Source organism: Pseudoalteromonas sp. JB197, from assembly GCF_002332205.1.
In the GTDB taxonomy this organism is placed as follows: domain Bacteria; phylum Pseudomonadota; class Gammaproteobacteria; order Enterobacterales; family Alteromonadaceae; genus Pseudoalteromonas; species Pseudoalteromonas nigrifaciens.
In genome coordinates this window covers 1244326-1270724 of record NZ_NRGZ01000001.1, presented here as the reverse complement: position 1 = coordinate 1270724, position 26399 = coordinate 1244326, and the positions used below count along the sequence as shown (strand labels likewise).

Sequence of the window (26399 nt, the reverse complement as noted above, 5' to 3'; positions counted from 1 at the left end):
TTTTATGACCAGATGTACATGCTCGATTTTTTATTTAGAATCTTTAGCTCAAACGACTTAGTGCAAACACTATTAGCTATTCCATAGCAAACGTGCAACGGCAATAAATGCTCTTCTCTTGGGTGACAGTAACGAGCACCGGGGGCTTTTTCCCATTGGATAAATCTTTGTTCTCTTTCTTCTTCAGTAATACTACTGTTAGTGCAAGTCTCTAGCAGCCACGCTTCAAAAGATTCATTTAAAGTTTTTGATTCACTGGTTTCAGATGAAAAAAATGCTTTCATATTATGAAAGGAGAAACCAGAACCAATTATAAGTAAATTTTCATACTCCAAGTCTTGGATTGCTCGCCCTATCCCGACATGAGCTGCTGGACTGAGATTATCGACAAGAGAGAGCTGAATGCACGGAATATCTGCCTCCGGGTACATGATTTTCAGAGGAATAAATAGACCGTGGTCAAAACCGCGCTGCTCATCAAGTTTTGCGGAAATACCTGAATGCTCCAGCCGCTTATAGGTCTGCTCCGCCAGTGATGGCTCTCCCTGACAAGGATAGGTAATACTATAAGACTTTTCTGGAAATCCATAGTAATCGTAAATAAGGGAAGGGTTGGCGCCCGAAGTAATGGTTGGGATTTTTTCTTCCCAGTGCGCACTTACCACTAAAATGGCTGATGGCTTACGCAAAATAGATGAGATTTTTTGCAAGCAATCAATCATTTCTTTATGCCCAACATCACCTAGAAGTGGCATCGGCCCGCCGCCATGAGACAAAAATAATATTTGAGGTTTAGTGTTCATCACGATCCTCTTAATAGGAGAATGCTAACGCCCTGTTAACAGGCAATAAAATAGTTTGCTAAAATGTTGAGGAACGAAAACAGCAAACTGTTTTATGTCCCTCTTGAGTGGCTTGTGTACGCCCGACATGGGCATTGACTTATGAGGTGAAAGTCCTCTGTAGGAAGATCACCGTTTAAATAACACACTGTTATTAAACGATAACTACTAGCGAATGGCAAGGGCTAAATCGCGAGAGATAGTCTAGAGGAAGCCGCTAGCAAATCTGTGAGCTGATGAACAAAAACATCATATGAGGCGTAGGCTGGAGACGAGCTAGCACAAGATAGCGAAGTCATGTGATCTAACGGCCACCGTAAATGATGCAGTTGTGCAGAGAAAGTCGATGCACCTTATTCGGGGAGATCTGATAAACACGCATCCGCGCTAACGCTTGGAGATTACCAGTTAGGGACTGGTTGTTCAACCCTTGGCGCTTTGGTTGCTGCGACCTACAGCGAGCGAAATAGCAGTAAACAAGCGTTAGTTTCGACGCGCTTTATCGAGTAATCGCTAGAGTGATTTATCAGAAGTCAGCAGACGGCATAGTAGCCAAACGCCCATCGTAATGGAGGGGACACGGTGAAGGCCTGAACATCTTAACCAGAGGAGATACTACAAATGAACTTGAATTCACATAGATCACCGTGTTGTGATAGTGATGAACAGCGTTCGACTGTGAATAATACCTCGAATGAATACAACCAAACAGATCGTGACCTGATGGCAAGGGTACTGAGCAACCACAATATTGGTGCAGCATGGCAACATGTTAAGCGCAATAAAGGGGCTGCGGGTATTGATAATATGAGTATTGAGGAATTTAATCACTTCGCTAAGTTACATTGGCTGGGTATTAAACAACAATTACTTAGCGGCACTTATCAACCCTTGCCAGTCAAACGCGTGATGATACCCAAACCCGATGGCGGTGAGCGAATGCTTGGGATCCCTTCTGTTATCGACAGAGTGATCCAACAAGCTATTGCTCAAGTGATTAGCCCTTACTTTGAGCCTCTATTTTCACCACATAGTTATGGTTATCGCCCTCATAAAAGAGCCAGCCAAGCAGTAAATCATGTTCAATCTTGTGTTAAACAAGGTTATAAAACAGCAGTTGATATTGACTTGTCTAAGTTCTTTGATGAAGTAAACCATGACATGCTGATGAATCGTGTTGGTCGTAAAGTCAAAGACAAAGCACTCATGCGCCTACTTGGTAAATACCTCCGAGCGGGGATCGCAGAGCGCGAAACGGGTCTGTGGTTTGAGTCAACCAAAGGAGTCCCTCAAGGTGGGCCATTATCCCCTTTACTTTCCAATATTTTACTCGATGAATTAGATAAGAAGCTAACCTACAAACACCTTAAGTTTGCACGTTACGCTGATGACATAATCATTTTAGTAAAAACGAAAAGCGAAGGACTCATAATCCAACGGGAAATTACTGCGTTTATCACTCAGCGATTAAAACTCAAAGTGAATGAATCGAAAAGTCGAGTCGGTCCCGTATCAGGCTCGAAATTTCTCGGGTTTACCTTCCGTTACGCTCAAGTGCAGATCCACGAACAGGCGCTAAAGAAATTTAAAGCAAATGTAAGAGAACTCACTAACCGCAACTGGGGGATCTCAATGACCCTACAAATTCATAAACTCACGCAGTATTTACGCGGCTGGGGACACTACTACCTAATAGCCAACGCTTATCAACTAACAGTGGATTTAGATCATTGGATCCGTCGTAGGATAAGAATGTGCTACTGGCGGCAATGGCGTAAACCTCGCACCAAAGTACGCAGTTTAATGAAATTGGGTGTTAGCGAGCGACTCGCCATAGCCTGTGGTATCACCAGTAAAGGCCCTTGTAGAAGCTCAAAAACAAAAGGAATTAACATTGCGCTAGGTAATGACTATTTAGCATCACAAGGTTTAGTGTCATTGAAAGATATTTGGATCAATATTCATTACGGGAGATGAACCGCCCATTGCGGACCCGCATGATGGGTGGTGTGGGGGCTGGAGGTTAGAGACCTCCGGCTACCCGATTATGTGAGTTTTCAGAGTGCCGCAACATATTTTATTGACACTGCATTTTCAGGAATGTCAACATCAACAAAGGCACTTTCACCAACAAAAAATGTTTGTTCATTACACTCTGGGCATTGAGCCGCATATGTTTTAGAAACATCAAACAAGTCGTTTAAAACACCTGAAAAATTACCCGAACAATGAGTGCATGTAATTTTAATTAATGATTGTGTCATGTTAATTCCTTAAGTTTATTTTTTACAGGTTGAATTAAATACTAACTGAGCAGCTTCAGTTTTAGATATTTCTAGGAGCATAGAACCCGACTTTATGAAACCTGAAGCATAACCAACATTTAACCCTTCTTGAAATTCAGTAAATTTCTCTTTTCTGGCTTTATTTTTATAATAGTCAACAACCGACTCTGGTTCTTCAGCTATTTGCGCATACGCCCAACATCTAGTGTTAAACTCAAATTGGCTAGAAGCTTTATCTGAAGTAAAGAAAACATCTTCAGCATATACTGGGACAGAAAACAAAAATAACAAAGGTAAAAATTTTTTCATACTTAATCACCATACTCTATAAAGTAATCACATTGAGATTCAGATACGCCACGATCACTACAGTATGTTAGCCTTTTGTTGTTTTGATAAGTATCATAACCAACACCTAGTAGCAAAAATGCAACAACAGGCAAAACTAGCCACTTTAAAATCTTCTTTCCAATAGTCGCTAAATCAGTATCTAGAATTAGGCTTGCGATCTTTTTGGATATACTTCTAATTGTTGCCACAATTGATCCTTTTTAGTAATAAGACACCGATAGCTGATTAATCGGATACTCACATAACGCCGCGCTAAATGGTTTATTTTAGCTGGCAGCTTTTTTCCCAAAAAAGGTGACAGCTAAAATAAATCCACTTTCAGCGCCTTGTTATATTTCTATTGATTAGTGTTGAATGTAACTGAAGCAAAGCGCGCCTGAACTGCATCATTTAGCTGCGAAAGATCAGACCATGTTAATGCACCTTCAGGTAACTGATTTTCGTCTATTTCAAGAATGCCATCCAGTAAGTCCTTAACCTTGTTATACATATCTGGCTCTTCTTTAATATGATTTATACAGTTCTCAGGCTTATCACTACCAATGGTTTCGTCAAAATAAGCATCCTCAAAGTTGATTACTGAAGCAACAACTCTAGATTGTTCTGTCATCTGAGCAAGAATTTTTTCATTGTTAGTCCACGCTGGATTCGTCATCGTAAACTGGTCATAAACTATCGCACCATCGACACTCAAGTCTTTATTTTTTCTTTTGGATTGAACTGTTGGGACATCGGTATCATGTAGCGCGTAGAATTTTTTGCCAAAGTGATTGAGAACTTTCATCATGGATGCAACAGTAACTTTTCCCCTTGCTCTGATTACATTCAGATCATGGTATGAGTTGTTACCGGCCTCAAGCTCTTTACTTTTAATGTAGTTAAAAGCTGAATACTCAGTATCACCCTCAACAATTAGAACTCTGCCACCGAAAAAGGCTTCGGAAATATGAGAGTCAAATAAGTTAATCAACTTTAGGTTTTCTTTGTCATCATCATCTAATTGTGCAGATTCAGGTTTGAACAAAGTGGTAGTTTCAATGTTATCGTCTTGAGTTTTATCAACTCTGATAATGGTCGTGTGATCCTTCGTCAGATCAATGAAGCTTGGTGAGTGCGTCGCCACCATAATCTGCCAATTATCATTCTCTGGCAAAGAATAGAGAACATCTCTTGCGATTTCAGTAGCAGAAGGGTGGAGACTAACTTCTGGCTCATCAAGCAACAAAACATGTGCTGTATTAGGGCCGACTGGCTCGTGATGTGCTTTAGCTTTTGGCCCTGCTGCTTTTGCACGAACACCATTATCAGCTAACAATTTTAGTATTGTCCATAATGCTGTTCTTCGACTGCCGCTTCCTTGTTTATCTAGTGGAAACGTCAAGCCACCTATTGGTCCCATTTCTATAGAAAACTCATTACCAAGGAGATCAATTTTAATTGGAGCTGAGCTTGTAGGTGCTGATATCTTTAATTCGTGACTTGGAAATATTTTGCTTATAATCTCATTCGCACTACCCTCCAGACCCTCGATACTCTCTTGCTGCGTAATTTTAGAGGAGTCCCGCAAAGACTTAAGACTTTCTACAAGCGTTTCATATTTGGTTTTTTCGTCATCATCATTTTCTTTGATACTTTGGATACTATCTTCAAGTAAACTTTTTAGAAGAGATGTTATAGCCTTAGACTGAATTTCTGGATCATCAAAGGTATTGACCCTATGAGGTTTAGGCCTTCTGGCCTTTGCTACATTATTCATTCCCCATGGCATTTTCTCTTGATCACCATCTTGCGCCCATCGACCAAGACCAAAATTAAAGCCAACCCTTTCAGGCTCTCTATTTGTTCCAGTCCACTTCCATTTTTCTCTAACTAAAAATGTACCGTCAGCTTGATTTGAGCACCATTCTTCACCTGGTTTATTGTCTTCGGTTGCAACTGATTGAACTTCAATCTCAGGATAATTATCTACGCTAACTTGTTTGTTATGAAAATCATCTTGTTCCAATTTCAAACAATCGGTCACTGCTTCATATGCCTTTAGGATCGTACTCTTTCCAGCATTATTGGGGCCGACCAAGACAACAATATTATCAATATCCAACTCAATAGGTTGGTTTCCAATACATCCGAAGTTCTTAATCTTAAGCTTTTTAATACTCGGCACTTGACTCATTAATAATTCCTTTTAAAGCACGGAAGTAGATTTGAAATATCGCCTCAATAACCAGCGCAGCTTTGCTGCGTCCGGCGCCTGAAAGGCGCGCAGTTAATTGACCTGATAAATTTTTATTGCTGATATGAATTTAAATCAACTTCTTGGTAGTTACCTCTTATGAAGTCAATTAGGTTCATGTATGCAGTAATGAACTTAGAGTTTTTCTCATTTAATATATCATTCAACTCTGCAATCTTCTCATATGGTAAGTGCTTTCTTTCCATATGAAGGTAAAACCTCTCATCAGCTTGACTAAAATTTGACTGTTGACGTCCCTCTACATCGGTAGACCCAGATATTACGTACCACAAGTCGTAATAGCTTCTTATAAATGAATCAAAGTATCCTTGAAGGTTTTGATCATTTAGTGGATATAGGTGAGGATTGTCTTTGCAATGCGCCTCGAACATATCGCCAACACTACAGAGTTCTAGCTTAACCGATGTCGGTAAGTGTTCTACAAAATATCGAAGTCTAGTGAAAGGGACAAACCGCATAAAAATCTTAAGGAAACTTAAGTCATTATCTCTTTCCTTCGGCGTATCAAAAAGAGAAGCAACTATTTTTTCATGTTCTGCTTTTATAGATTGAAGCTTTTCAACAGTGTAAAAGTTAGGATTTTGATCAACTTCAGTATGATGATTAGCACAGAGTAGAATTAAGTTATCGTATGAGTTTCTACCACCAGATAGTACCTCATTACCTCTTGCTCCCTTTAAACTCTTTGCGATGATATGAGCCATTTCACCAATATGGACATCATTACCGAAAACGTCCATTTTGCAAATACTGCATCTTCCAGCCGCTAGGCCATAGAGTTTTTTAATTTCTGGATTCGAGATGCTCACATTCTGTCCTTAAAATATAACGCCGTGCTCAACGGCAGTTTGTAAGTTGTGGTTTTGTGGATTACTTTTGCGCAGCAAAACCACAAAGCCACAACTTACAAACTGTCCAGCGCACGAAGTGCGCGAGTTGGAGCACTTTGTTATGTGACGATGTGCTTTTCAATTTCAGCTGCCGACTCTTGTATATTTAATTCAGTGTTGTTGAGGTGGAACGTTTCAACCCCAGCTATATCCACTGAAAAGTCGAACCTATTTAGATAGTCCTCAAGGTATTCCTTGGACTGAATTTTATTTGTATTTTTCCGTTTTTCGCTGGTAACTCGAAGCACATGTTTATCGAAGTCGCAGGATAACCTGATAAAGTCAGCCTTAATCTCGAACTCTTTCAACAGGGCAAAGAGGCCGTCGATAAAATAGTTACTAGCGGGTGATACGTAACAAAATGTGAATACAATACCAGACACATTTTTTTCAATAAGCGCTCTAAAAGCGTCTAAACAAATATTGCGTTGGTATTTCTCAAATCCGTTGTTACCGAAGCCAACAACAGCACAAGAAATATCAAAAGCCAGATGCTGAGGGAATATATTCCAGCTATTTCTCCTCGCCAGCTCACGTCCTACGCTTTCCTTTCCAACGCCCGATGGGCCGTAAATCATTACAAATTTCACGCTCATTCTCCTTGGGTTACATAACAGCTTATTGAACACCACTTTGGGGGTTTATAACACCCCAAAACGGCGTATATTACATGGCTCAATAATTCCACTAAATAACTACAATGTAAACAAGTAATTACGTATGTTATAAAATCACCGTAGTTAAAATACCCCAAAACGACTTTTAATAATGTTATTGGACAAAATACAAATAACTGTCTATATATACAGTGTCGAGTTTAAATAATTGAATATCATTTATGAAATCTCTCTTTCTAACCATGATTAAAGATCATATGTATAGCAAGCGTTATGCAAAGAGCACTATTGAAGCTTATTTGTTTTGGATAGCTGCCTATATCCGCTTTAATAATATGCAACACCCAAGCTCTATGGGGGATACTCAAGTGGAATTATATTTAAATCATTTAGTAAACTCGCAAAATGTAGCGCAAGGCACACAAGCCCAGGCATTGAATGCGCTAAGTTTTCTATATAAGGAAATAATTAAAAGTCCTCTCTCATTATCATTAGATTTTGTAAAAAGTGAACGCCCTAGAAAATTACCTGTTGTGCTTACACAAACAGAAGTTTCAGCGTTATTTAAACACTGTATTACAAAGCATTATTTAGCGTGTGCACTACTTTATGGTAGCGGTATGCGGTTAATGGAGGTACTACGTTTGCGGACACAAGATATTGACTTTGATTATAACTGTGTTCGAATTTGGGATGGTAAAGGGGGCAAAAATCGTGTTGTAACGCTTGCAGGAGAACTGATACCACAAATACGAACACAAATTCAATTAGTCGATAATTATTTACAATTAGACCTAAATAACCCGCTGTTTTGTGGCGTGTATATGCCGCATTTATTACGTAAAAAATATCCAAATCATAACAAACAGCTGGGTTGGCAATATTTATTTCCATCTTATAAACTCAGTATTGATCCTGAGAGTAAACAGCTAAGGCGCCATCATATTGATGAAAAGCAATTACAGCGCGCTGTAAAAAAAGCGGCTTTTAATGCACACATTAATAAACACGTTACGCCACATACTTTGCGCCACTCATTCGCTACGCACTTACTGCAAAGCGGCGCTGATATACGCACAGTACAAACACAACTCGGGCACAGCGATATTCGTACAACACAAATATATACCCATGTTTTACAGCAAGGTGCTAATGGTGTTATTAGCCCTTTTTCAAGATTATAAGCTTCCCTATTTAAAACAAAAAAGCACAACCCACACGAGTTATGCTTTTTTAATTAATCTTAAACCAACTCATTTTACAAACGAATGCCGCCGTCTATTTCTACTACGCGACCGGTAAAAAAGTCGTTTTCGATAATATATTGTGCGGTATGGGCTATTTCTGCAGTTTCACCTAAACGCCCTACTGGAGTTACGCTAAGCATGCGCTCTTTAGCTTCTGGTTTCATTACGTCGGTCATTGCGGTGCTTATAACACCTGGTGCAATTGCGCCTACGCGAATACCAAAACGGCCAAGCTCTTTAGCCCATGTAGTAGTAAGCGCTACAACGCCTGCTTTTGAAGCAGCGTAGTTTGTTTGCCCTATGTTTCCGGCGCGCGCTACACTCGACATATTTACAATAACGCCACCTTTGCCCGACTCAATCATATGGCTGGCAGCTTCTCGCCCTGCCAAAAACACGCCAGTAAGGTTTACGTCTATTACTGATTGAAATTGCTCAAGCGACATTTTTTTAACTACTTTGCCGTCTTTTGCTTTAATAAACATGCCATCGCGTAAAATACCGGCGTTGTTGATCAATACACCAATATGGCCAAAGTCGCTATTAATGGTGTTAAATACCGCTTCCATTTCGCTCTCGTTGGTAACGTTGGCAGCGTAGCCTTGAATACGCGTAGTTACGCCGTCAAGTTGACTTAATTGCTCAGTTGCTGTGTTAAGTGCATCTTGCGCCATATCGATTAGGGCAATGTTTGCGCCCATTTTTGCAAACTTTTGCGCCATGGCAAAACCCAAGCCTTGTGCGCCACCGGTTATTACTACCGTGTTATTTTTAATTTCCACGCGTTACCCCTACTTCGAAAATAATTTAAATATGGCACTAAAATCTTCAGTACCCGCACCTTGGTGCTGCAATGTAGCGTATAAGTCGTTGGCCATTGAACCCATTGGCGTGGCTGATTTACTTTGTTTTGCTGCTTCCATTGCCAAGCCTAGATCTTTCGCCATTAGATCGACCATAAAGCCTGGTTTGTATTCGTTACTTGCAGGAGCCGACTCCATTACACCCGGACACGGGTTATATAATTCTAACGTCCAGTTACGCCCTGAGCTTGCGGTCATTATGTCGCTAAGCACTTTAGGATCTAGGCCATTATTTATGCCCATTTGTAGTGCTTCGCTGGTGCCTGCCATTAAAATGCTCAACAGCATGTTATTACATATTTTTGCTACTTGCCCTGCGCCAATGTCACCTGCATGAAAAATATTTTTGCCCATATCAACCAGCACAGTATTGGCTTTGTCGAACGCGGCTTTATCGCCACCTACAATAAAGGTAAGTGTGCCGGCGGTTGCGCCTGCAACGCCACCCGATACCGGTGCATCTACAAAGCTAATACCTTGCTGTGCTAACTCTTTACCAACCACGCGCGCCGATTCGGCATCTATGGTTGAGCAATCAATAACTAAAGTGGTTTTACTTAAGCTGTTAATTAGCCCATTTTCGCCCAAATAAAGCGCTTTAACATGCTTGCCAGCAGGTAACATGCTAATAAGTATGTCTACATTGTTGGCACATTGCGTTGCATCTGCGGCTGCGTTTGCACCTTTGCTTTTTAGCTCGTTAACTGTATTTTGGTTTAAGTCGAACACACTTACCGTGTGCCCTGCTTTTATAAGGTTTGCCGCCATTGGCCCACCCATATTGCCTAAACCAATAAATCCTATATTGAGTTTGCTCATAGCTTTAGCCTTGTTGTAATTGTTTAAGTGGGTGGTTATTGCCATAGCGATCTTCAAAAAAGCTATCTACCACTGAGCTTGGCACGTCGCTGAGTGTTTTGTATTGCCAGTTTGGCGCACCGTCTTTGTCGATTAACAATGCACGTACACCTTCTTGAAACTCACCCACTTCGCCAGCACGTACCGACATACCTAGCTCCATTCTAAAACACTCAGCAAGGCTTTTGCCTTTACTGGTTTTTAATTGGCGGCTTACTAACGCACAGCTTAGCGGACAACCATGCTTAAGCGATTTTTGCGCTTTTAGTAGCCATTTGTCGTCTGTGTTTAAGTTTAAAATATAGTCAACCTGTTGTTGTAGCGTAGTAAACTCAGCAAGTTCTTGAATAGTTGCCAAATTTGCTTTGATATTACCTTTAGGCAAACGCCCTGATTGCTGATCTAAATCAGTTAACAGCGTAGTAAGTTTTTCGTGATTTAAACTGGCCGTTTTACCCCATTTAATGCTGAGTAAACCCGCTAAAAGTGCATCGTATTTGTCTGCTTTTACATAGTGATCGGCAAGGGCAACAAAACGGGCATCGTCGCAATTTATAGACGCTGACGTAAGCCCTAAAAACAACCCAACACTGTGAGGCATTTTATGTAAAAAATAACTGCCGCCAACATCTGGGTATAAGCCAATAGTTTGCTCAGGCATTGCTATACGCGATGTTTCGGTTACTACGCGGTGGCTTGCACCGGCCATTAAGCCTAAACCGCCGCCCATTACAATACCGTTACCCCACACTAATAATGGCTTTTCGTAACAGTGAATTAAATAGTCAAGCCGATACTCTTGCGTAAAAAAATCCTCTACTAAGTCGCTTGCGCTGCCTTGAGCCATAGCGTGGTGCAAACTTACAACATCGCCGCCAGCACAAAAGGCTTTGTCGCCTGCGCCTTTTAATACCACCATGGCAATACTGCTGTCTTGCGCCCAAGCTTTTAGTTGCGGCTCTAATAGTTTGATCATTTCAAAATTAAGGGCGTTTAACGACTTTGGTGCATTTAGCGTAGCAAACGCTATTAAAGCACCGTTTGACGCGGTTGCCGTTTCGAATACGACTGCGTCATCTGCATGATTTAATAATGTTAAGCCGCTCATTAGCCGTTCACCCAATTTGCACGACGCTTTTCTAAAAAGGCACTTACACCTTCTTGCTGATCTTCGGTGTCAAATAAGGCCACAAATAACTCACGTTCTAGCGGTAAAATGCTCGCCATAGGCTGATGACGCCCTTTTTGAATCAATGTTTTACATGCTGCAACCGAAGACGGACTTTGATCGGCCACTTGATTAGCTAGTTTAAGTGCTGCAGCAAAGCTTTCGCCTTGTGGAACAACTTCTTCAATTAAGCCAATTTGCAGTGCTTTGTCGGCTTTTAAGCGCTCGCCACATAAAATCATGCGTTTTGCCCAGCCTTCGCCAACCAGCCATGCTAGGTTTTGTGTACCACCAGCGCACGGTAGTAAACCTACTTTAGCTTCAGGAAGCGCCATTTGTGCTTGCTCTTCAGCAATACGAATATCACACGCGAGTGCTACTTCTAAACCACCGCCCATGGCATAGCCATTAATAGCCGCAACCGACACGCCCGTAAAGTTACTAAGTGCTTCAAATGCTTCGCCAAATACGCGCGACATTTCGGCGGCTACGCCTTTATCGCCACCGGCAAACAAGTTTAAGTCGGCACCGGCACTAAAAAACTTTTCGCCTTCGCCGGTAAGCACTAGTGCATAAATATTTTTATTTTTGTTTAGCTTATTAACGGTGTTTTTTAAGGCAATTAATGTGTCTTTGGTCCAGGTATTTGCTGGCGGGTTTGACATAGTTAATATGGCTACATGACCTTCGGTCGTTAATTCAATGCTAGGATTAGACTTAGTATTTGACTCTGACATAAATAACTCCTTATAAAACTTCGCTGGCTGACTCTGCTAAAATACGACGCGCTATAATAACGCGCATTATTTCGTTAGTGCCTTCTAAAATTTGGTGTACACGTACATCACGTACATGGCGCTCTAATGGGTATTCTTTAATATAACCATAGCCACCATGAATTTGCAGGGCGTCGTTACATACGGTAAAGCCCACATCGGTTGCAAAACGTTTTGCCATAGCACAATACGTGGTTTTTTCGCTGTCGTTATTATCAAGCTTAAACGCAGCCAGCCTTACCATTTGGCGCGCGGCTACAAGCTCGGTGTTCATATCGGCAATTTTAAACTGCAGCGCTTGAAACGCGGCCAGTGGTTTACCAAACTGAGTACGTTCTTTTAAATATTCGCGGGCCGTATTAAGCGCCGCTTGCGCCGTGCCAATTGAACAGGTTGCAATATTAATGCGCCCACCATCAAGGCCTTGCATAGCAAATTTAAAACCTTCGCCTTCTGCACCTAATAAGTTATGCGCCGGAATACGCACATCTTCAAAACTAATTAAGCGTGTAGGTTGTGCGTTCCAGCCCATTTTTTCTTCGGCTTTACCGTATTCAACACCTTTAGCGTCGGCAGGCACTATAAAGGCCGAAATACCTTTAGGGCCATCGCATCCGGTGCGCGCCATCACCACTAATACTTCGGTTTCGCCCGCGCCCGAAATAAACATTTTTGAGCCGTTAATTACGTATTCGTCGCCATCGCGTACTGCTTTGGTTTTTAGCGATGCGGCGTCTGAACCTGAGCCTGGCTCGGTTAAACAATACGATGCCAGTAAATCGCCAGTAACCAGTTGTTCGCAGTATTTGTCTTTAGCGGCGTCAGTACCAAAGCTTGCTACCATCCAAGTGGCCATATTATGTATGGTTAACATGGCTGTTGTTGCGGTACAGCCCATAGAAAGTTGTTCAAAAATAATGCTTGAATCTAAGCGCGATAAGCCAAGGCCACCGGCTTCTTCTGGCGTGTAAAGGCCACAAAAACCTAGTTCGCCTGCAGCTTTAATCGTGTCTTTAGGAAAAATATGTTCGCGATCCCACTTAGCGGCGTAAGGTGCGAGTTCTGAGTCAGCAAACTGACGTGCTGTTTGAGCAAATGCTTGCTGATCATCTGATAAATTAAAGTCCATATAGACCTCTTCAATTAGTTATGTGTTGTCTAGGTGATTAGTGAAGAGCAACGAAGGTAATAGGAGTTACCTTCGTGCCCTTCTTTATTATTAATTATGCTTTTTATAAACTATTTATTATGAGTAATTACTTTAAGTTAATGCTCATATTTGGACCCGACGCTATGTCGTCTTCAAACCAACGTGAAGTAATGGTTTTAGTTTCGGTATAAAAACGAATACCTTGCTTACCGTAAGTGTGAGTGTCGCCATAAAACGAGCCTTTCCAACCAGTAAACGAAAAGAACGGCAGTGGCACCGGAATTGGCACGTTAATACCTACTTGGCCTACTTCAATTTCGTGTTGGAACTTACGCGCAACTGCGCCGCTTGAGGTAAACAGCGATGTGCCGTTACCGTATGGGCTGTCGTTTATTAGCGCAATGGCTTCATCTAATGTATTTACAAACATACACGCCAGTACGGGACCAAAAATTTCTTCTTTATATAAGTCCATGTCTTTAGTTACATCGGTAAACAACGTTGGGCCTACCCAGTTACCTTGCTCGTAGCCTTCAACCGTAAAGTTTGAGCCGTCAATTAAACACTTAGCACCTTGCTCTTTACCACCGGCAATAAGCGATAAAATACGTGCTTTTGCAGCCGGTGATGTTTGCGGACCATACGCTGCGCCTGCATCATCCCATACGCCTGGGCGTACACCTTCAAAACCCGCTTTAATTTCATCAACCCAGTCTTTTGCTTGGCCAACAAATACCGCAACCGAAATACCCATACAACGCTGACCAGCGGCACCAACCGATGCGCCAACTAAGTTATTTACCACATGCGATTTGCTAGCATCTGGCATAATAACCATGTGGTTTTTAGCACCCACACACGCTTGTACGCGTTTAAGATTTGCTGTGCCTTTTGAATAAATATAAGCGCCAACGCCACACGAGCCAACAAACGAAATAGCGCGTACTGCTTTGTCCTCTAGTATGCGATCTACTTGTGGTTTTGTACCATGTACTACTTGTAACACGCCTTTTGGCGCGCCAGCTTCCATAAATAACTCAGCTAAGCGCATTGGCGTAAGTGGATCTTGTTCAGACGGTTTTAAAATAAAGGTGTTACCACACACAATTGCCAGCGGAAACATCCACAATGGGATCATTGCCGGAAAGTTAAACGGCGTAATACCCGCACACACACCTAATGGTTGCATGTAAGAATACGTATCGATTTTACGCGCTACGTTTTCCATGGTTTCGCCCATCATTAATGACGGTGCGTTAGCCGCTTGCTCAACTACTTCAATACCACGCCATACATCGCCTTTGGCGTCTTCAAAGGTTTTACCAAGCTCATGACAAATAATAGTGGCAAGCTCGTCGTGGTGCTCTTTTAATAGCGCAGCGTATTTCATCATAATGCGCGCGCGCTCAGTAATTGGCACATCTTTCCACGTTTTAAACGTTTCTGAAGCCGAGGCAATAGCTGCATCCATTTCTGCGTCTGTGGTGCAAGGTACTTGGGCTAGCACTTCTTGGTTGGCTGGGTTTATTACGTCAATAAGTTCTTTTGAGCTTGATTGAATAAATTCGCCATTAATCAGTAGTGGTACTTGGTGCATAATTAAATCCTGTTTTATAAGAGTGTTAGTGCAGCTTTATTATTATAATTAGCGCTGCATTGATTATTATTTTGTGATGAAAAATTAAAGTGTTTCTACTGCCATGGCCACGGCTTCACCGCCACCAATACATAAAGACGCTACGCCTTTTTTAAGACCACGATTTTTAAGTGCATGAATAAGCGTTACTAAAATACGTGCACCGCTTGCACCAATTGGATGGCCCAATGCACATGCACCGCCATTTACGTTTACTTTGTTTTCATCTAGTTTAAGCTCGTTAATAGCAAGCATAGTAACCATGGCAAACGCTTCGTTAATTTCCCACAGGTCAACATCGGCTGTAGTCCAACCGGCTTTTTCTAGTACCTTGTTCATTGCGCCCACTGGCGCTACTGTAAATTCGCTTGGTTTTTGAGAATGCGTGCTGTGGGCTACAATTTTACAAAGCGGGGTTAAGCCCTGCTCTTTGGCTTTTGACTCGCTCATTAAAATAAGTGCTGCGCCACCGTCTGAAATTGACGATGAGTTAGCGGCTGTAATAGTGCCGTCTTTTTTAAATGCAGCACGCAGGCTCGGAATTTTTTCTGGGCGGGCATTACCTGGCTGCTCGTCAATGGCAACGGTAACGTCGCCTTTGCGTGTTTGCATAGTGTGCGGTGCAACTTCGTTATTAAAGCTGCCGTTTTCAATTGCGGCTTTTGCTTTGGTAAGCGAGCTTAGTGCAAAGTTATCCATTTGTTCACGGCCTATACCGTATTCATCGGCGGTGTCTTGTGCAAAACAACCCATAGCTTTGTTGTCGTAAGCATCTTCAAGGCCATCGCTCATCATGTGATCTTTAATTTTGCCATGCCCCATGCGCATGCCGCCGCGAGCTTTGGGAATAAAGTACGGTGCATTACTCATACTTTCCATGCCACCAGCAACTGCTGAGTTTATAGAGCCCGCTTTAATTAGATCATGTGCCAACATTGCCGCTTTTAAGCCAGAGCCACACACTTTATTTATAGTGGTAGCCCCCGTGCTAAGTGCTAGGCCTGCTTTTAACATTGCTTGACGAGCAGGCGCTTGGCCTACACCAGCAGGTAATACACAGCCCATAATTACTTCATCAATAGCATCTGTGCTTAGGCCTGTTTCTGCCAATGCACTAGCAATAGCGGTTGCCCCCAGCTCAGTTGATTGCGCATCATTAAGTGCGCCCATAAATCCACCCATTGGGGTGCGTTTTGCTGCTACAATAACAACGGCTTCAGTAGTCATAAAAAGGCTCCATTTAGTAATTGGCCCCGTGCAATTTAATGCGCTGAACCAAACAATTTATTTATAATCTGTTTACGAGCATACATAATATTTACGTTTACGCCAACGTAAATCTAAAATCAACTTTTAGTTGACTGTAAAAACTGTAAACTTATTTGTATTATGTTTCATTACACTTCAGTAAAAACACCTGCGCAGGCTTTAAAGCCTAACTTTAATGAAAGTTTACTCGCCATTTTCATTAGTCTAAAGTATTACACAAACATCTTGCTTTACCTTTACGTAAACTTCACTTATATTGGAGTTATTCGAATGAGGTAAAACACTATTATGAAACCAGATAATCAATCAAGCTTTGCAACGTCGGCCACTGTGCCTGCCAATAATGAACAAACTTTTAGTATTAGCGAACTCGCAAAGGAGTTTGACATTACCACCCGCTCTATCCGCTTTTATGAAGACCAAGGGCTTGTTACGCCAAGTAGAAATGGCCAAACCCGTATTTACTCTAAACGCGATAAAGTACGCTTAAAGTTAATTTTACGTGGTAAACGCTTAGGTTTTACGCTGGCAGAAACAGGACGTTTGTTTGAACTTTACGACGCCGACAAATCAAGTGCTAAGCAGCTGGTAACTATGCTGGACCTTATTAGCGAGAAAAAAGCCGACCTATCACAACAAATGGACGACATTAAAGTTGTTCTTATGGAATTGGTAACAGCCGAGCGCCGTTGCCGCGACGCACTTAATAAAATAGATGAGTAATACGCGGTATTAACTTAATCAATCACACAGGAATGAATCATGAGCACTATTTCACTATATAAAGAAATGAACTTTGGCCTTGGCGAAACCGCCGATATGATCCGCGGACATGTAAACAGCTTTGCCAGCCAAGAAATTGCCCCACTAGCCGAAAAAACTGACCTTGATAACGCTTTCCCAAATCAACTTTGGCCACAAATGGGCGAAATGGGTTTATTGGGAATGACAGTAGCTGAAGAATTTGGCGGTGCTGGTTTAGGTTATTTAGAGCATGTTATTGCCATGGAAGAAATTAGCCGTGCAAGTGCTTCTATTGGCCTAAGCTATGGTGCGCATTCAAACCTGTGTGTAAACCAAATTAATCGTAACGGCACGCAAGCCCAAAAAGAAAAATACTTGCCTAAGCTTATTAGCGGTGAGCACATTGGTGCCCTTGCTATGAGCGAGCCAAATGCGGGTTCAGACGTAGTTTCAATGAAACTTAAAGCCGAGAAAAAAGGCGATAAGTACATTTTAAACGGTAATAAAATGTGGATCACCAATGGCCCAGATGCGCATACTTTAGTTATTTACGCTAAAACCGATTTAACTGCCGGCGCAAAAGGTATTACTGCATTTATTGTAGAGAGCGACTTTCCTGGTTTTTCAACCGCGCAAAAGCTCGACAAACTTGGTATGCGTGGCTCAAATACCTGTGAACTGGTATTTGAAAACTGCGAAGTACCCGAAGAAAACATTTTAGGTAACTTAAACGAAGGCGTTAAGGTATTAATGAGCGGCCTAGACTACGAGCGCGTAGTACTTGCAGCAGGCCCACTGGGTATTATGCAAGCGTGTATGGATATTGTTGTACCTTATATTCATGAGCGCAAACAGTTTGATACGCCTATTGGTCAGTTTCAGTTAATTCAAGGTAAAGTAGCCGACATGTATACGCAAATGAACGCCGCACGCTCGTATGTATATACAGTGGCTCGCTCGTGTGATCGCGGTGAAACCACCCGTAAAGATGCTGCCGGTGCTATTTTATATGCAGCCGAGCTGGCAACTAAAATGGCGCTAGATGCCATTCAAATTTTAGGTGGCAATGGTTATATAAATGAATACGCAACGGGCCGCCTATTACGTGACGCCAAATTATATGAAATTGGTGCAGGTACCTCAGAAATACGCCGTATGCTAATTGGCCGCGAACTTTTCACTGAAAGCCGTTAAGGATTAAATAATGACGATTTTAACATCGAGCGTTAATCCTCACGATCCAACGTTTGTACAAAACCATAAAAATATGTCGGCGTTGGTAGATGATTTACGTAATAAAGTGGCAACCATTAGCCAAGGTGGCGGCGCTGCATTAAAAGAGCGCCACGAAGGCCGCGGTAAATTATTTGTACGCGACCGTATTAGCACTTTAATTGACGAAGGTTCGCCATTTTTAGAAATTTCGCAATTTGCCGCCTTTGGTGTTTACGAGCAAGAAATTGCGTGTGCCGGTGTAGTAGCAGGTATTGGCCGTGTTAAAGGTGTTGAATGCATGATTATTGCAAACGATGCCACGGTTAAAGGCGGTACTTACTTTCCGCTAACGGTTAAAAAGCATTTACGCGCGCAAGATATTGCTGAGCGTTGCCATTTACCTTGCATTTATTTAGTTGATTCGGGCGGTGCAAACTTGCCAGAGCAAGATGATGTATTTCCAGATAAGCTGCATTTTGGCCGTATATTTTACAACCAAGCCCGTATGTCGGGTAAAGGTATTCCACAAATTGCTGTGGTTATGGGTTTATGTACCGCAGGCGGTGCCTATGTACCGGCCATGGCCGATGAAAGCATAATTGTAAAAGATCAAGGCACTATATTTTTAGCGGGTCCGCCTCTTGTTAAAGCTGCAACCGGTGAAGTAGTAACCGCCGAAGAGCTTGGTGGTGCCGACGTGCACTGTAAAACATCGGGGGTTGCCGATCATTACGCGCAAAATGACGAACATGCGTTGTCGATTGCGCGCCAATGTATAGCGCGTATTAATTACACCCGCCCTACTGCGCCGTTGCTAGAGGAAGTTAAACCACCTCGTTATGATATTAACGAGCTTTACGGCATTGTTGGCACCGATCTTAAAAAGCCATTTGATGTACGCGAAGTAATAGCACGCACAGTTGATGATTCATCGTTTGACGAATTTAAACGCTACTTTGGCGAAACCCTAGTAACGGGGTTTGCGAGTATTTATGGCCACCCAGTGGGCATAGTCGCTAACAACGGTATTTTGTTTAGTGAGTCGGCGCAAAAAGGCGCGCACTTTATTCAGCTATGTACGCAGCGCAACATTCCTTTAGTATTTTTACAAAACGTAACCGGCTTTATGGTAGGTAAAAAATACGAAGCCGAAGGTATAGCTAAACACGGCGCTAAAATGGTTATGGCGGTATCGTGCGCCGATGTGCCTAAATTTACCGTACTGATTGGTGGCTCATATGGCGCAGGTAATTACGGCATGTGTGGCCGTGCATTTGAACCTACCATGATGTGGATGTGGCCCAATGCGCGTATTTCTGTAATGGGCGGCGAGCAAGCAGCCGGTGTAATGACGCAAGTTAAGCAAGACGGTTTAGCCCGTAAAGGCCAAAGCATGAACGAGCAAGAAGTAAGTGACTTTAAACAGCCAATTATTGCTCAGTACGAAGAGCAAGGACATCCGTATTATGCCAGCGCCCGCTTATGGGATGACGGCATTATTGATCCTGCCGACACACGTAGCGTTTTAGGACTTGCCTTAAGTGCCGCTAGTAATGCACCAGTGCAAGAGTCGAAATTTGGCGTATTTAGAATGTAATCGGAGCGTAAAATGTCAGTTACTCTACAAATAACAAAATCAAATGTGGCGGTACTCGTTTTAAGCCGCCCCGAAAAACGCAATGCATTTAACAGCGAAGTCATTCAAGAGCTTATAAAATGTATTGAACATGCTAATACGCTCGATATTCGCGCCTTGGTGTTAAAAACTGAGGGCAAACATTTTTCAGCCGGTGCCGATTTAGCCTGGATGAAATCGATGGCAGATAACAATGTTAACGATAATTTAGCCGATTCAATGCAGTTAGCTAAATTAATGCAAGTGTTAGCAACAAGCCCGCACCCTACTATTTGTGCCGTGCAAGGCGCTGCGTTTGGCGGCGCTTTAGGTTTAATTGCCTGTTGCGACATTGCAATATGCCAAGACAATGCACAATTTTGCCTAAGCGAAGTAAAGCTGGGGCTTATTCCTGCGGTTATTAGCCCTTATGTAATTAAAGCCATTGGTGAACGTGCAGCGCGTAGATACTTTTTAACTGCTGAGGTATTTGATGCGCATACTGCTAAGCAACTTGGGTTAATTCATCAAGTAACCGGTAATTTAGAATGTGCGCTCGACGCTATGCTGCAAACATTGATTGATAATGGCCCGGTTGCAGTAAAAGCGGCAAAAGCACTTATTAACGATGTAGCAAATAAAGAAATAACCGATGAGCTAATTGAGCTTACCGCTCATCGTATTGCCAAAATTCGTGTATCGGATGAAGGCCAAGAAGGCTTAAGCGCTTTTTTTGACAAACGTCCACCACAATGGCAACTGTAGGATTAATTATGAACGTAAATAAATTACAAAAAATACTCATTGCTAACCGTGGTGAAATAGCATGCAGAATAATGCGCAGTGCTAAATTAATGGGCTTAACCACAGTTGCTGTGTATTCCGATGCTGATAAACACGCGCAGCATGTAAAAATGGCTGACGAAGCCTACCACATTGGCCCAGCGCCAAGTAAAGACTCGTATTTAGTTGCCGATAAAATACTGCAAGTAGCAAAAGACAGCGGCGCAGATTGTATTCACCCTGGTTATGGGTTTTTGTCTGAAAACAGCACGTTTGCCAACGCATGTGAAGCAAATAATATTGTATTTGTTGGACCACCAGCAAGCAGCATTGAAGCTATGGGCTCTAAAACGCGTGCTAAAGAAATTATGGCCGCGGCTAATGTGCCATTAGTACCTGGTTATTATGGCGACAAGCAAGATCCTGCTTTTTTACAAGCAGAGGCCGAAAAAATTGGCTACCCGGTACTGATCAAAGCAGCATTTGGTGGCGGTGGTAAAGGCATGCGCGTGGTAAATCATGCTAATGAATTTATTAGCGCACTTGAAGGCTCACAGCGTGAAGCCGTTGCTGGTTTTGGTAATGACCTTGTATTGCTAGAGCGTTACGTTAACCAACCACGCCACGTAGAAGTACAAGTGTTTGCCGATAACCACGGTAACTGTGTTTATTTAGGCGATCGTGACTGCTCGTTGCAACGTCGTCATCAAAAAGTAATTGAAGAAGCCCCTGCCCCGGGTTTATCAGACGAGTTGCGCAAAGAAATGGGTGAAGCCGCGGTGCGTTGCGCTCTTGCAATAAACTATCGCGGTGCAGGTACAGTTGAGTTTTTACTGTGTGGCGATGAGTTCTTCTTTATGGAAATGAACACGCGTCTGCAAGTAGAGCACCCGGTTACCGAAATGGTTACTGGTGTTGACTTAGTTACGTGGCAAATTAATATTGCCGGCGGGCAAACACTGCCATTCAAACAAGCTGATATTAAATTGCAAGGCCACAGCTTTGAAGCGCGTATTTACGCTGAAGACCCTGCTAATGAGTTTATTCCGTGCTCAGGCACAATTGAAGCACTTTATACTCCGCTAAACAGTGAGTTTGTGCGTATTGATACTGGCATTGCAGCTGGCGACGAAATTAGCCCATATTACGACCCCATGATAGCCAAGTTAATTGTGCATGATGATAATCGCGAACAAGCGCTGAGCCGTTTACAACACGCGCTTGAGCAATTTCACTTAGCGGGCTTTAGTACTAACATTGGCTTTTTACATAACTTAGCTGTGCACCCTAGCTTTAAACAAGGCGCGCCTAGCACTCACTTTATTGCCGAGCAAGGCGATTCGTTAGTGGCGGTTGATCAATCTCTGCGCCAAGCAAGCCAGCTTATTGCAGCCTTTACTTATTTAGAGCAGCTAGTTAGCACTCAAGAAGCGCCAAATACAAGCCCTTGGCAACAACTCAGTGGCTTTGCTCTAAATGCACCGCAAAGCGTTAAAATTGCGTTTGTTGATTTAACCCTTAATGCGGTTAAAACGAATAATGGCTACAGTATTACCCATAATGAGCACGTATTTAATGTTCAAGGCAGTTTAAATAATGGCCTTTGTAGTGTATTTATAAACGGTGAAAAACACACAGCCCACGTAAGTCGCGTTAATAACGTGATCACCGTAATGCACAAAGCACTACAAACTCGCCTAGAGCTAGTAAATAAGCACTATATTAGCGATCACCAAAGTGATGCCCTGCCTTTAGCTGCGCCACTTAATGGTACGGTAGTAAAACACTTAGTTGAGCTTGGCAGTAGTATTACCAAAGGTGACCCTGTGGTTATTATTGAAGCGATGAAAATGGAATATACGCTCAACGCCCCGCACGATGGTATTTTACAAAGCTATTGTTTTGCCGAAGGTGAACTAGTAAGCCATGGCGCGTTACTGGCTATAGTTGAAGATACGACAGTTGCAAGTGACCCTGCTGAGGGAGGCGCATAATGAGCGTTTTTCCGCAAAAAGTACGTATTGTTGAAGTAGGCGCGCGCGATGGCCTACAAAACGAAAAAGCAGTAACCACTGCCGACAAAGTAGCGCTTATTAACGCGCTTGCTGCTGCGGGTTTAAAAGACATTGAAGCCGGTGCGTTTGTATCCCCTAAATGGGTGCCGCAAATGGCAGACTCAGCTGATGTGATATCGGCTCTTAATTTGCCGGATGTAAACTTAAGTGCGTTAACCCCTAACTTAAAAGGCGCACAAGCTGCGCATGCCGCTGGAATTAAAGAATTTGCCATATTTACAGCGGCTAGCGAATCGTTTTGTCAAAAAAACATTAACTGCAGTATTGAGCAAAGTATTGAGCGTTTTAGCGACGTTATGGAGTTTGCCAAAGCGCATAACATTAAAGTACGCGGCTATGTAAGTTGTGTTTTAGGTTGCCCGTATGAAGGCGAAATAGACCCTCAAGCTGTACTTTATGTTAGCCAAAAGCTACTCGCACTAGGCTGTTATGAAATAAGCCTTGGCGATACCATAGGTGTAGGCACAGCTAAAAAGGTAACTGAGTTACTTACTTTGCTATTACAGCACATTGATAAGTCGCAGCTTGCAGTGCATTTTCATGACACTTACGGCCAAGCGCTCACAAATATTTACGCGGCACTAAACTTAGGTATAGCAACGGTTGACGCGGCAGTAGCAGGCCTTGGTGGTTGCCCTTACGCTAAAGGGGCGTCAGGAAATGTTGCCACCGAAGATGTAGTTTACTTACTGCAAGGGCTTGGCATTGAGCACGCAATTGATTTACAAAGGCTTAGTGATGCAGGATGGCAAATAACAAAAGCGCTTGGCAAACAACCCGTAAGTAAAGTGTCGATTGCATTGCATGCTAAATAACATCCCCAATAATTTTTATACAAAGTATTTATAAACTAACTATCATATAGTTAGTTAAACAATTTAAGCACACAATGAGGAGTGACTCATGGCCGGATTTGATAAGGTAGTTTCTAGTTACGAAGCTGCAATGGCAGGATTAAAAGACGGCGATACCGTAATTGCCGGTGGTTTTGGTTTATGTGGTATTCCTGAGGGCTTAATTAAACAAATTAAGCAAATGAAAACCAAAGAGCTAACTGTGGTGTCTAATAACTGCGGTGTTGATGACTTTGGTTTGGGTATTTTATTACAAGACAAACAAATTAAAAAAGTAATTGCCTCATACGTTGGCGAAAATGCCCTATTTGAGCAACAGTTACTCAGTGGCGAAATTGACGTAGAGCTTACACCACAAGGCACTTTGGCAGAGAAAATGCGTGCTGGTGGTGCAGGTATTCCGGCGTTTTACACCGCAACAGGTTACGGTACGCCCGTTGCCGAGGGTAAAGATGTAAAAGAATTTAATGGTCGCCCTTATATTTTAGAAGAGTCGATAACCGGTGAATTTGCTATTGTTAAAGCATGGAAAGCTGACCGTTACGGAAATTTATTGTTTCGCCACACTGCAATGAACTTTAACCCACTTGCCGCAACCGCTGGTAAAATTACGGTAGCCGAAGTAGAAGAAATTGTAGAGCCGGGTGAACTTGAGCCAAGCCAAATTCATACCCCTGGCATTTATGTAAACCGCGTTATTAAAGGCAACTTTGAAAAACGCATTGAGCGTGTTACTACACGAGATTAAGCAGGAGCATTAATATTATGGCATTATCACGTGAACAAGTTGCAATGCGCGTTGCACAAGAGCTAAAAGATGGCTATTACGTTAATTTAGGCATAGGAATTCCGACACTCGTCGCAAACTATGTTCCAGACGATATTGAAGTTATGTTACAGTCCGAAAATGGCTTGTTAGGCATGGGACCATACCCGACTAAAGCAGAGCTAGACGCCGATATGATTAACGCGGGTAAAGAAACCGTGACAGCTGCAAAAGGTGCAGCCATATTTAATAGTGCAGATAGTTTTGCCATGATACGCGGTGGTCATGTAGACTTAACAGTTCTGGGCGCTTTTGAGGTAGATCAAAACGGTAGCATAGCGTCGTGGATGATCCCTAAAAAGTTAATTAAAGGCATGGGCGGCGCAATGGACTTGGTTGCAGGCGCGCAAAACATTATTGTTACCATGACCCACGCCAGTAAGCATGGCGACTCAAAGCTATTAGAGGCCTGCACATTACCGCTTACCGGCGTTAATTGCGTTAAAAAAATAGTTACAGATTTAGCCGTACTAGAAGTTAAAGACGGCGCGTTTCATCTGTTAGAGCGCGCTCCGGGCGTATCTGTAGATGAAATTATTAGTAAAACAGCAGGTAAATTACTTGTTGACGGTGAAGTACCAGAAATGGTGTTTTAAGCCCTAGGTTTAAACTTTACCTTGTACCGACCTCATTCCCAGTGCCAATGGCGCTGAGTTACCCAAAATCCCTCTAACGAGGGATTTTTTTGCCTATTTTTCTAAGTTTTATTATTATTTTAAGAAGCTGAAATTTTACGCTAACTTGTAACTGCCCTGCACCACCTTGTTACCTTGTTGCACCATTATTGTGAACTTATTGCAGTAAAAGTTTCAACCTTCTGATATTATTGATTTTAATAATTGGTTCAGTTATTGCCTTATATAGGCGACTCAAACAACTTTATATTGGAAAACATGCAAACTCCTATACGTGGTCTTCGTTCATTTTGCTTCGCGGCGCGAAGTTTAAGCTTTAAACATGCAGCAAATGAGCTGTATTTAACGCCTTCGGCTGTAAGCCATCAAATTAAACAACTAGAAGAACAACTTGGCATTGAGCTTTTTGTGCGTAAAACCCGCTCGATTAGTTTAACTACAGCTGGAAAGGACTTTTTTGAAGCTATATCGCCAATAGTTAGTACGCTTGAAAGCACAATTAATGAATTTAGCCAAATGCAGCAAAATACAAATTTAACGATTACCTTGCCTGAATTTTTTGCAAGCGAATTGCTAATGCCTAGATTGCGCGAATGGACGTCGGCGCACCCTAATATTAATTTACAAATGGATACGCTTAAAACCCGTAAAGAGCTAACCCGACATAGCGACTTATCAATAGTGCTGTCCTCGAATAAGCCAACCGAAGGAGTTGTAACAGAGCTATTTAACTTAGAGTATATACCTGCTTGTAATAAAAATTTGTTAGCACAATGGAAGGATGACCATTGTAATGCTCTAAATCAAGTGCCGCTTATATTACACAAAGCACGCCCTTGGGCATGGCATCAGTGGGCCGAGAAAGCTGGAATAGTTGACTTTTCACCAACCCAAATTATACAAATTGACAGCATGTTTGGTGTAGCACGAGCAGCGCAGCAAGGTATGGGTATTGCGCTTATTCCTCTGCCTATAAGCCAAAGCTGGCTAGACGAACTCTGGTTATATAAACTATTCGAGCGCCCGCTGACCACTAAAGACAAGTACTATTTAGTGCAACACGAGCCAAGTAATGTAAATCATCCGCTTGATTTATTTGCTAAGTGGGTTATAGCTACTTTTAAAAATACACAAACCAAACCTATAGATTAATTTATTTCACTCATTGGGTGTATTTTTATCGTTTGTGATTAATGCTCAATAAATCTAAAGTTCACCTATCGAAAGTATCGCAGCTTAATTTAAGGTTTGATAATTAAGCTGGTAAAAGAATCTTATATTGTGTGTGTAAGATGTTGTCAGTGTAAAAAACGGTTCAAGTTAGGTGGTGACTTGGCTTGAACTGTTTTTATTTTTAGGCAATCCACATAATATTTACTAAAAATAAATTAGGCTTTAATACTGCTTTTTAGCTAAAGCCTTAATTAAAAAGCCCAGTAAAAGTTA

At 42.2% G+C, this 26399-nt stretch carries 25 protein-coding genes; 11 read left to right on the top strand and 14 right to left on the bottom strand.

The features are described 5' to 3' along the window. Positions 1-2 precede the first annotated feature (2 nt). Complete coding sequence (locus tag CIK86_RS06010) at positions 3-803, bottom strand: class III extradiol ring-cleavage dioxygenase (protein WP_086994183.1); 801 nt, start codon at positions 801-803, stop codon at positions 3-5. A gap of 660 nt (positions 804-1463) precedes the next feature. On the opposite strand from CIK86_RS06010, the gene ltrA reads away from it, so the two are divergent. Then, positions 1464-2819 (top strand): group II intron reverse transcriptase/maturase, encoded by a 1356-nt coding sequence (gene ltrA, locus CIK86_RS06005; RefSeq protein ID WP_256620722.1) that lies wholly within the window; start codon positions 1464-1466, stop codon positions 2817-2819. A gap of 80 nt (positions 2820-2899) precedes the next feature. On the opposite strand, the gene CIK86_RS06000 is transcribed toward ltrA, so the two are convergent. The 6 genes from CIK86_RS06000 to CIK86_RS05975 form a co-directional block, all read right to left on the bottom strand. After that, positions 2900-3106: a hypothetical protein gene (locus CIK86_RS06000; RefSeq protein WP_086996165.1), complete on the bottom strand. Its 207-nt coding sequence runs from the start codon at positions 3104-3106 to the stop codon at positions 2900-2902. 15 nt (positions 3107-3121) lie between these two features. Beyond that, a complete protein-coding gene (locus tag CIK86_RS05995) occupies positions 3122-3436 on the bottom strand; it encodes a hypothetical protein (RefSeq protein WP_086996161.1) in 315 nt (104 codons plus the stop codon). 2 nt (positions 3437-3438) lie between these two features. Further along, a complete protein-coding gene (locus tag CIK86_RS05990; protein ID WP_086996158.1) occupies positions 3439-3666 on the bottom strand; it encodes a hypothetical protein in 228 nt (75 codons plus the stop codon). A 149-nt stretch (positions 3667-3815) separates the two neighbouring features. Next, positions 3816-5651, bottom strand: coding sequence for an AAA family ATPase (locus CIK86_RS05985; protein ID WP_086996155.1), 1836 nt, complete (start codon positions 5649-5651; stop codon positions 3816-3818). Between the two features lie 113 nt (positions 5652-5764). Beyond that, positions 5765-6541, bottom strand: a complete 777-nt coding sequence (locus CIK86_RS05980) for an HNH endonuclease signature motif containing protein (protein WP_086996152.1) — start codon at positions 6539-6541, stop codon at positions 5765-5767. 140 nt (positions 6542-6681) lie between these two features. Continuing rightward, complete coding sequence (locus CIK86_RS05975; protein ID WP_086996187.1) at positions 6682-7212, bottom strand: AAA family ATPase; 531 nt, start codon at positions 7210-7212, stop codon at positions 6682-6684. Positions 7213-7460: 248 nt separating this feature from the next. Here CIK86_RS05975 and CIK86_RS05970 point away from each other — a divergent pair, with 248 nt between their 5' ends. Continuing rightward, a complete protein-coding gene (locus tag CIK86_RS05970; RefSeq protein ID WP_086996149.1) occupies positions 7461-8423 on the top strand; it encodes an integron integrase in 963 nt (320 codons plus the stop codon). Positions 8424-8497: 74 nt separating this feature from the next. On the opposite strand, the gene CIK86_RS05965 is transcribed toward CIK86_RS05970, so the two are convergent. The 7 genes from CIK86_RS05965 to CIK86_RS05935 all read right to left on the bottom strand — a co-directional run bounded on the left by CIK86_RS05965 (position 8498) and on the right by CIK86_RS05935 (position 16164). Continuing rightward, positions 8498-9268, bottom strand: coding sequence for an SDR family oxidoreductase (locus CIK86_RS05965; RefSeq protein WP_086996146.1), 771 nt, complete (start codon positions 9266-9268; stop codon positions 8498-8500). A gap of 9 nt (positions 9269-9277) precedes the next feature. After that, positions 9278-10168: a 3-hydroxyisobutyrate dehydrogenase gene (gene mmsB / locus CIK86_RS05960; protein ID WP_086996141.1), complete on the bottom strand. Its 891-nt coding sequence runs from the start codon at positions 10166-10168 to the stop codon at positions 9278-9280. A 4-nt stretch (positions 10169-10172) separates the two neighbouring features. Further along, positions 10173-11315: an enoyl-CoA hydratase/isomerase family protein gene (locus CIK86_RS05955; RefSeq protein ID WP_011328138.1), complete on the bottom strand. Its 1143-nt coding sequence runs from the start codon at positions 11313-11315 to the stop codon at positions 10173-10175. Further along, the gene (locus CIK86_RS05950; protein ID WP_086996137.1) at positions 11315-12112 is read right to left on the bottom strand and encodes an enoyl-CoA hydratase; all 798 of its coding nucleotides are present in this window, start codon (positions 12110-12112) and stop codon (positions 11315-11317) included. Before CIK86_RS05950 ends, CIK86_RS05955 begins: the two co-directional genes overlap by 1 nt. A gap of 10 nt (positions 12113-12122) precedes the next feature. Then, the gene (locus CIK86_RS05945; RefSeq protein ID WP_086996134.1) at positions 12123-13280 is read right to left on the bottom strand and encodes an acyl-CoA dehydrogenase family protein; all 1158 of its coding nucleotides are present in this window, start codon (positions 13278-13280) and stop codon (positions 12123-12125) included. 127 nt (positions 13281-13407) lie between these two features. Further along, a complete protein-coding gene (locus CIK86_RS05940) occupies positions 13408-14898 on the bottom strand; it encodes a CoA-acylating methylmalonate-semialdehyde dehydrogenase (RefSeq protein ID WP_086996131.1) in 1491 nt (496 codons plus the stop codon). 84 nt (positions 14899-14982) lie between these two features. Then, positions 14983-16164 carry an acetyl-CoA C-acyltransferase gene (locus CIK86_RS05935; RefSeq protein WP_086996128.1) on the bottom strand — a complete coding sequence of 394 codons (1182 nt, stop codon included), beginning with the start codon at positions 16162-16164 and terminating at the stop codon, positions 14983-14985. 330 nt (positions 16165-16494) lie between these two features. On the opposite strand from CIK86_RS05935, the gene CIK86_RS05930 reads away from it, so the two are divergent. From CIK86_RS05930 to CIK86_RS05890, 9 genes are all read left to right on the top strand, one after another. Next, complete coding sequence (locus CIK86_RS05930) at positions 16495-16929, top strand: MerR family DNA-binding transcriptional regulator (RefSeq protein WP_086996125.1); 435 nt, start codon at positions 16495-16497, stop codon at positions 16927-16929. A gap of 39 nt (positions 16930-16968) precedes the next feature. Continuing rightward, positions 16969-18144, top strand: a complete 1176-nt coding sequence (locus tag CIK86_RS05925; protein ID WP_011328132.1) for an isovaleryl-CoA dehydrogenase — start codon at positions 16969-16971, stop codon at positions 18142-18144. Positions 18145-18154: 10 nt separating this feature from the next. Beyond that, positions 18155-19762: a carboxyl transferase domain-containing protein gene (locus CIK86_RS05920; RefSeq protein WP_086996122.1), complete on the top strand. Its 1608-nt coding sequence runs from the start codon at positions 18155-18157 to the stop codon at positions 19760-19762. A gap of 12 nt (positions 19763-19774) precedes the next feature. After that, positions 19775-20545 (top strand): enoyl-CoA hydratase/isomerase family protein, encoded by a 771-nt coding sequence (locus CIK86_RS05915; RefSeq protein ID WP_011328130.1) that lies wholly within the window; start codon positions 19775-19777, stop codon positions 20543-20545. A gap of 8 nt (positions 20546-20553) precedes the next feature. After that, entirely contained in the window at positions 20554-22557 is a 2004-nt protein-coding gene (locus tag CIK86_RS05910) for an acetyl/propionyl/methylcrotonyl-CoA carboxylase subunit alpha (RefSeq protein WP_086996184.1), read from the top strand. After that, a complete protein-coding gene (locus CIK86_RS05905; protein ID WP_086996119.1) occupies positions 22557-23453 on the top strand; it encodes a hydroxymethylglutaryl-CoA lyase in 897 nt (298 codons plus the stop codon). Before CIK86_RS05910 ends, CIK86_RS05905 begins: the two co-directional genes overlap by 1 nt. A gap of 88 nt (positions 23454-23541) precedes the next feature. After that, positions 23542-24240 carry a CoA transferase subunit A gene (locus tag CIK86_RS05900; protein ID WP_086996116.1) on the top strand — a complete coding sequence of 233 codons (699 nt, stop codon included), beginning with the start codon at positions 23542-23544 and terminating at the stop codon, positions 24238-24240. Positions 24241-24257: 17 nt separating this feature from the next. Then, positions 24258-24914, top strand: a complete 657-nt coding sequence (locus CIK86_RS05895) for a 3-oxoacid CoA-transferase subunit B (RefSeq protein ID WP_011328126.1) — start codon at positions 24258-24260, stop codon at positions 24912-24914. 297 nt (positions 24915-25211) lie between these two features. Further along, positions 25212-26105, top strand: coding sequence for a LysR family transcriptional regulator (locus CIK86_RS05890; RefSeq protein ID WP_086996113.1), 894 nt, complete (start codon positions 25212-25214; stop codon positions 26103-26105). Positions 26106-26399 lie beyond the last annotated feature (294 nt).

Excerpts from the sequence above, each read along its gene's own strand:
- CIK86_RS05970 (WP_086996149.1), top strand. The coding sequence starts at position 7,461 with ATGAAATCTCTCTTTCTAACCATGATTAAAGATCATATGTATAGCAAG.
- CIK86_RS05890 (WP_086996113.1), top strand. The coding sequence starts at position 25,212 with ATGCAAACTCCTATACGTGGTCTTCGTTCATTTTGCTTCGCGGCGCGA.
- CIK86_RS05955 (WP_011328138.1), bottom strand. The coding sequence starts at position 11,315 with ATGAGCGGCTTAACATTATTAAATCATGCAGATGACGCAGTCGTATTC.
- CIK86_RS05995 (WP_086996161.1), bottom strand. The coding sequence starts at position 3,436 with ATGAAAAAATTTTTACCTTTGTTATTTTTGTTTTCTGTCCCAGTATAT.
- CIK86_RS05925 (WP_011328132.1), top strand. The coding sequence starts at position 16,969 with ATGAGCACTATTTCACTATATAAAGAAATGAACTTTGGCCTTGGCGAA.
- CIK86_RS05915 (WP_011328130.1), top strand. The coding sequence starts at position 19,775 with ATGTCAGTTACTCTACAAATAACAAAATCAAATGTGGCGGTACTCGTT.
- CIK86_RS05920 (WP_086996122.1), top strand. The coding sequence starts at position 18,155 with ATGACGATTTTAACATCGAGCGTTAATCCTCACGATCCAACGTTTGTA.
- CIK86_RS05945 (WP_086996134.1), bottom strand. The coding sequence starts at position 13,280 with ATGGACTTTAATTTATCAGATGATCAGCAAGCATTTGCTCAAACAGCA.
- CIK86_RS05950 (WP_086996137.1), bottom strand. The coding sequence starts at position 12,112 with ATGTCAGAGTCAAATACTAAGTCTAATCCTAGCATTGAATTAACGACC.
- CIK86_RS05895 (WP_011328126.1), top strand. The coding sequence starts at position 24,258 with ATGGCATTATCACGTGAACAAGTTGCAATGCGCGTTGCACAAGAGCTA.
- CIK86_RS06000 (WP_086996165.1), bottom strand. The coding sequence starts at position 3,106 with ATGACACAATCATTAATTAAAATTACATGCACTCATTGTTCGGGTAAT.
- ltrA (WP_256620722.1), top strand. The coding sequence starts at position 1,464 with ATGAACTTGAATTCACATAGATCACCGTGTTGTGATAGTGATGAACAG.
- mmsB (WP_086996141.1), bottom strand. The coding sequence starts at position 10,168 with ATGAGCAAACTCAATATAGGATTTATTGGTTTAGGCAATATGGGTGGG.
- CIK86_RS05900 (WP_086996116.1), top strand. The coding sequence starts at position 23,542 with ATGGCCGGATTTGATAAGGTAGTTTCTAGTTACGAAGCTGCAATGGCA.
- CIK86_RS06010 (WP_086994183.1), bottom strand. The coding sequence starts at position 803 with ATGAACACTAAACCTCAAATATTATTTTTGTCTCATGGCGGCGGGCCG.
- CIK86_RS05905 (WP_086996119.1), top strand. The coding sequence starts at position 22,557 with ATGAGCGTTTTTCCGCAAAAAGTACGTATTGTTGAAGTAGGCGCGCGC.
- CIK86_RS05940 (WP_086996131.1), bottom strand. The coding sequence starts at position 14,898 with ATGCACCAAGTACCACTACTGATTAATGGCGAATTTATTCAATCAAGC.
- CIK86_RS05930 (WP_086996125.1), top strand. The coding sequence starts at position 16,495 with ATGAAACCAGATAATCAATCAAGCTTTGCAACGTCGGCCACTGTGCCT.
- CIK86_RS05985 (WP_086996155.1), bottom strand. The coding sequence starts at position 5,651 with ATGAGTCAAGTGCCGAGTATTAAAAAGCTTAAGATTAAGAACTTCGGA.
- CIK86_RS05910 (WP_086996184.1), top strand. The coding sequence starts at position 20,554 with ATGAACGTAAATAAATTACAAAAAATACTCATTGCTAACCGTGGTGAA.
- CIK86_RS05935 (WP_086996128.1), bottom strand. The coding sequence starts at position 16,164 with ATGACTACTGAAGCCGTTGTTATTGTAGCAGCAAAACGCACCCCAATG.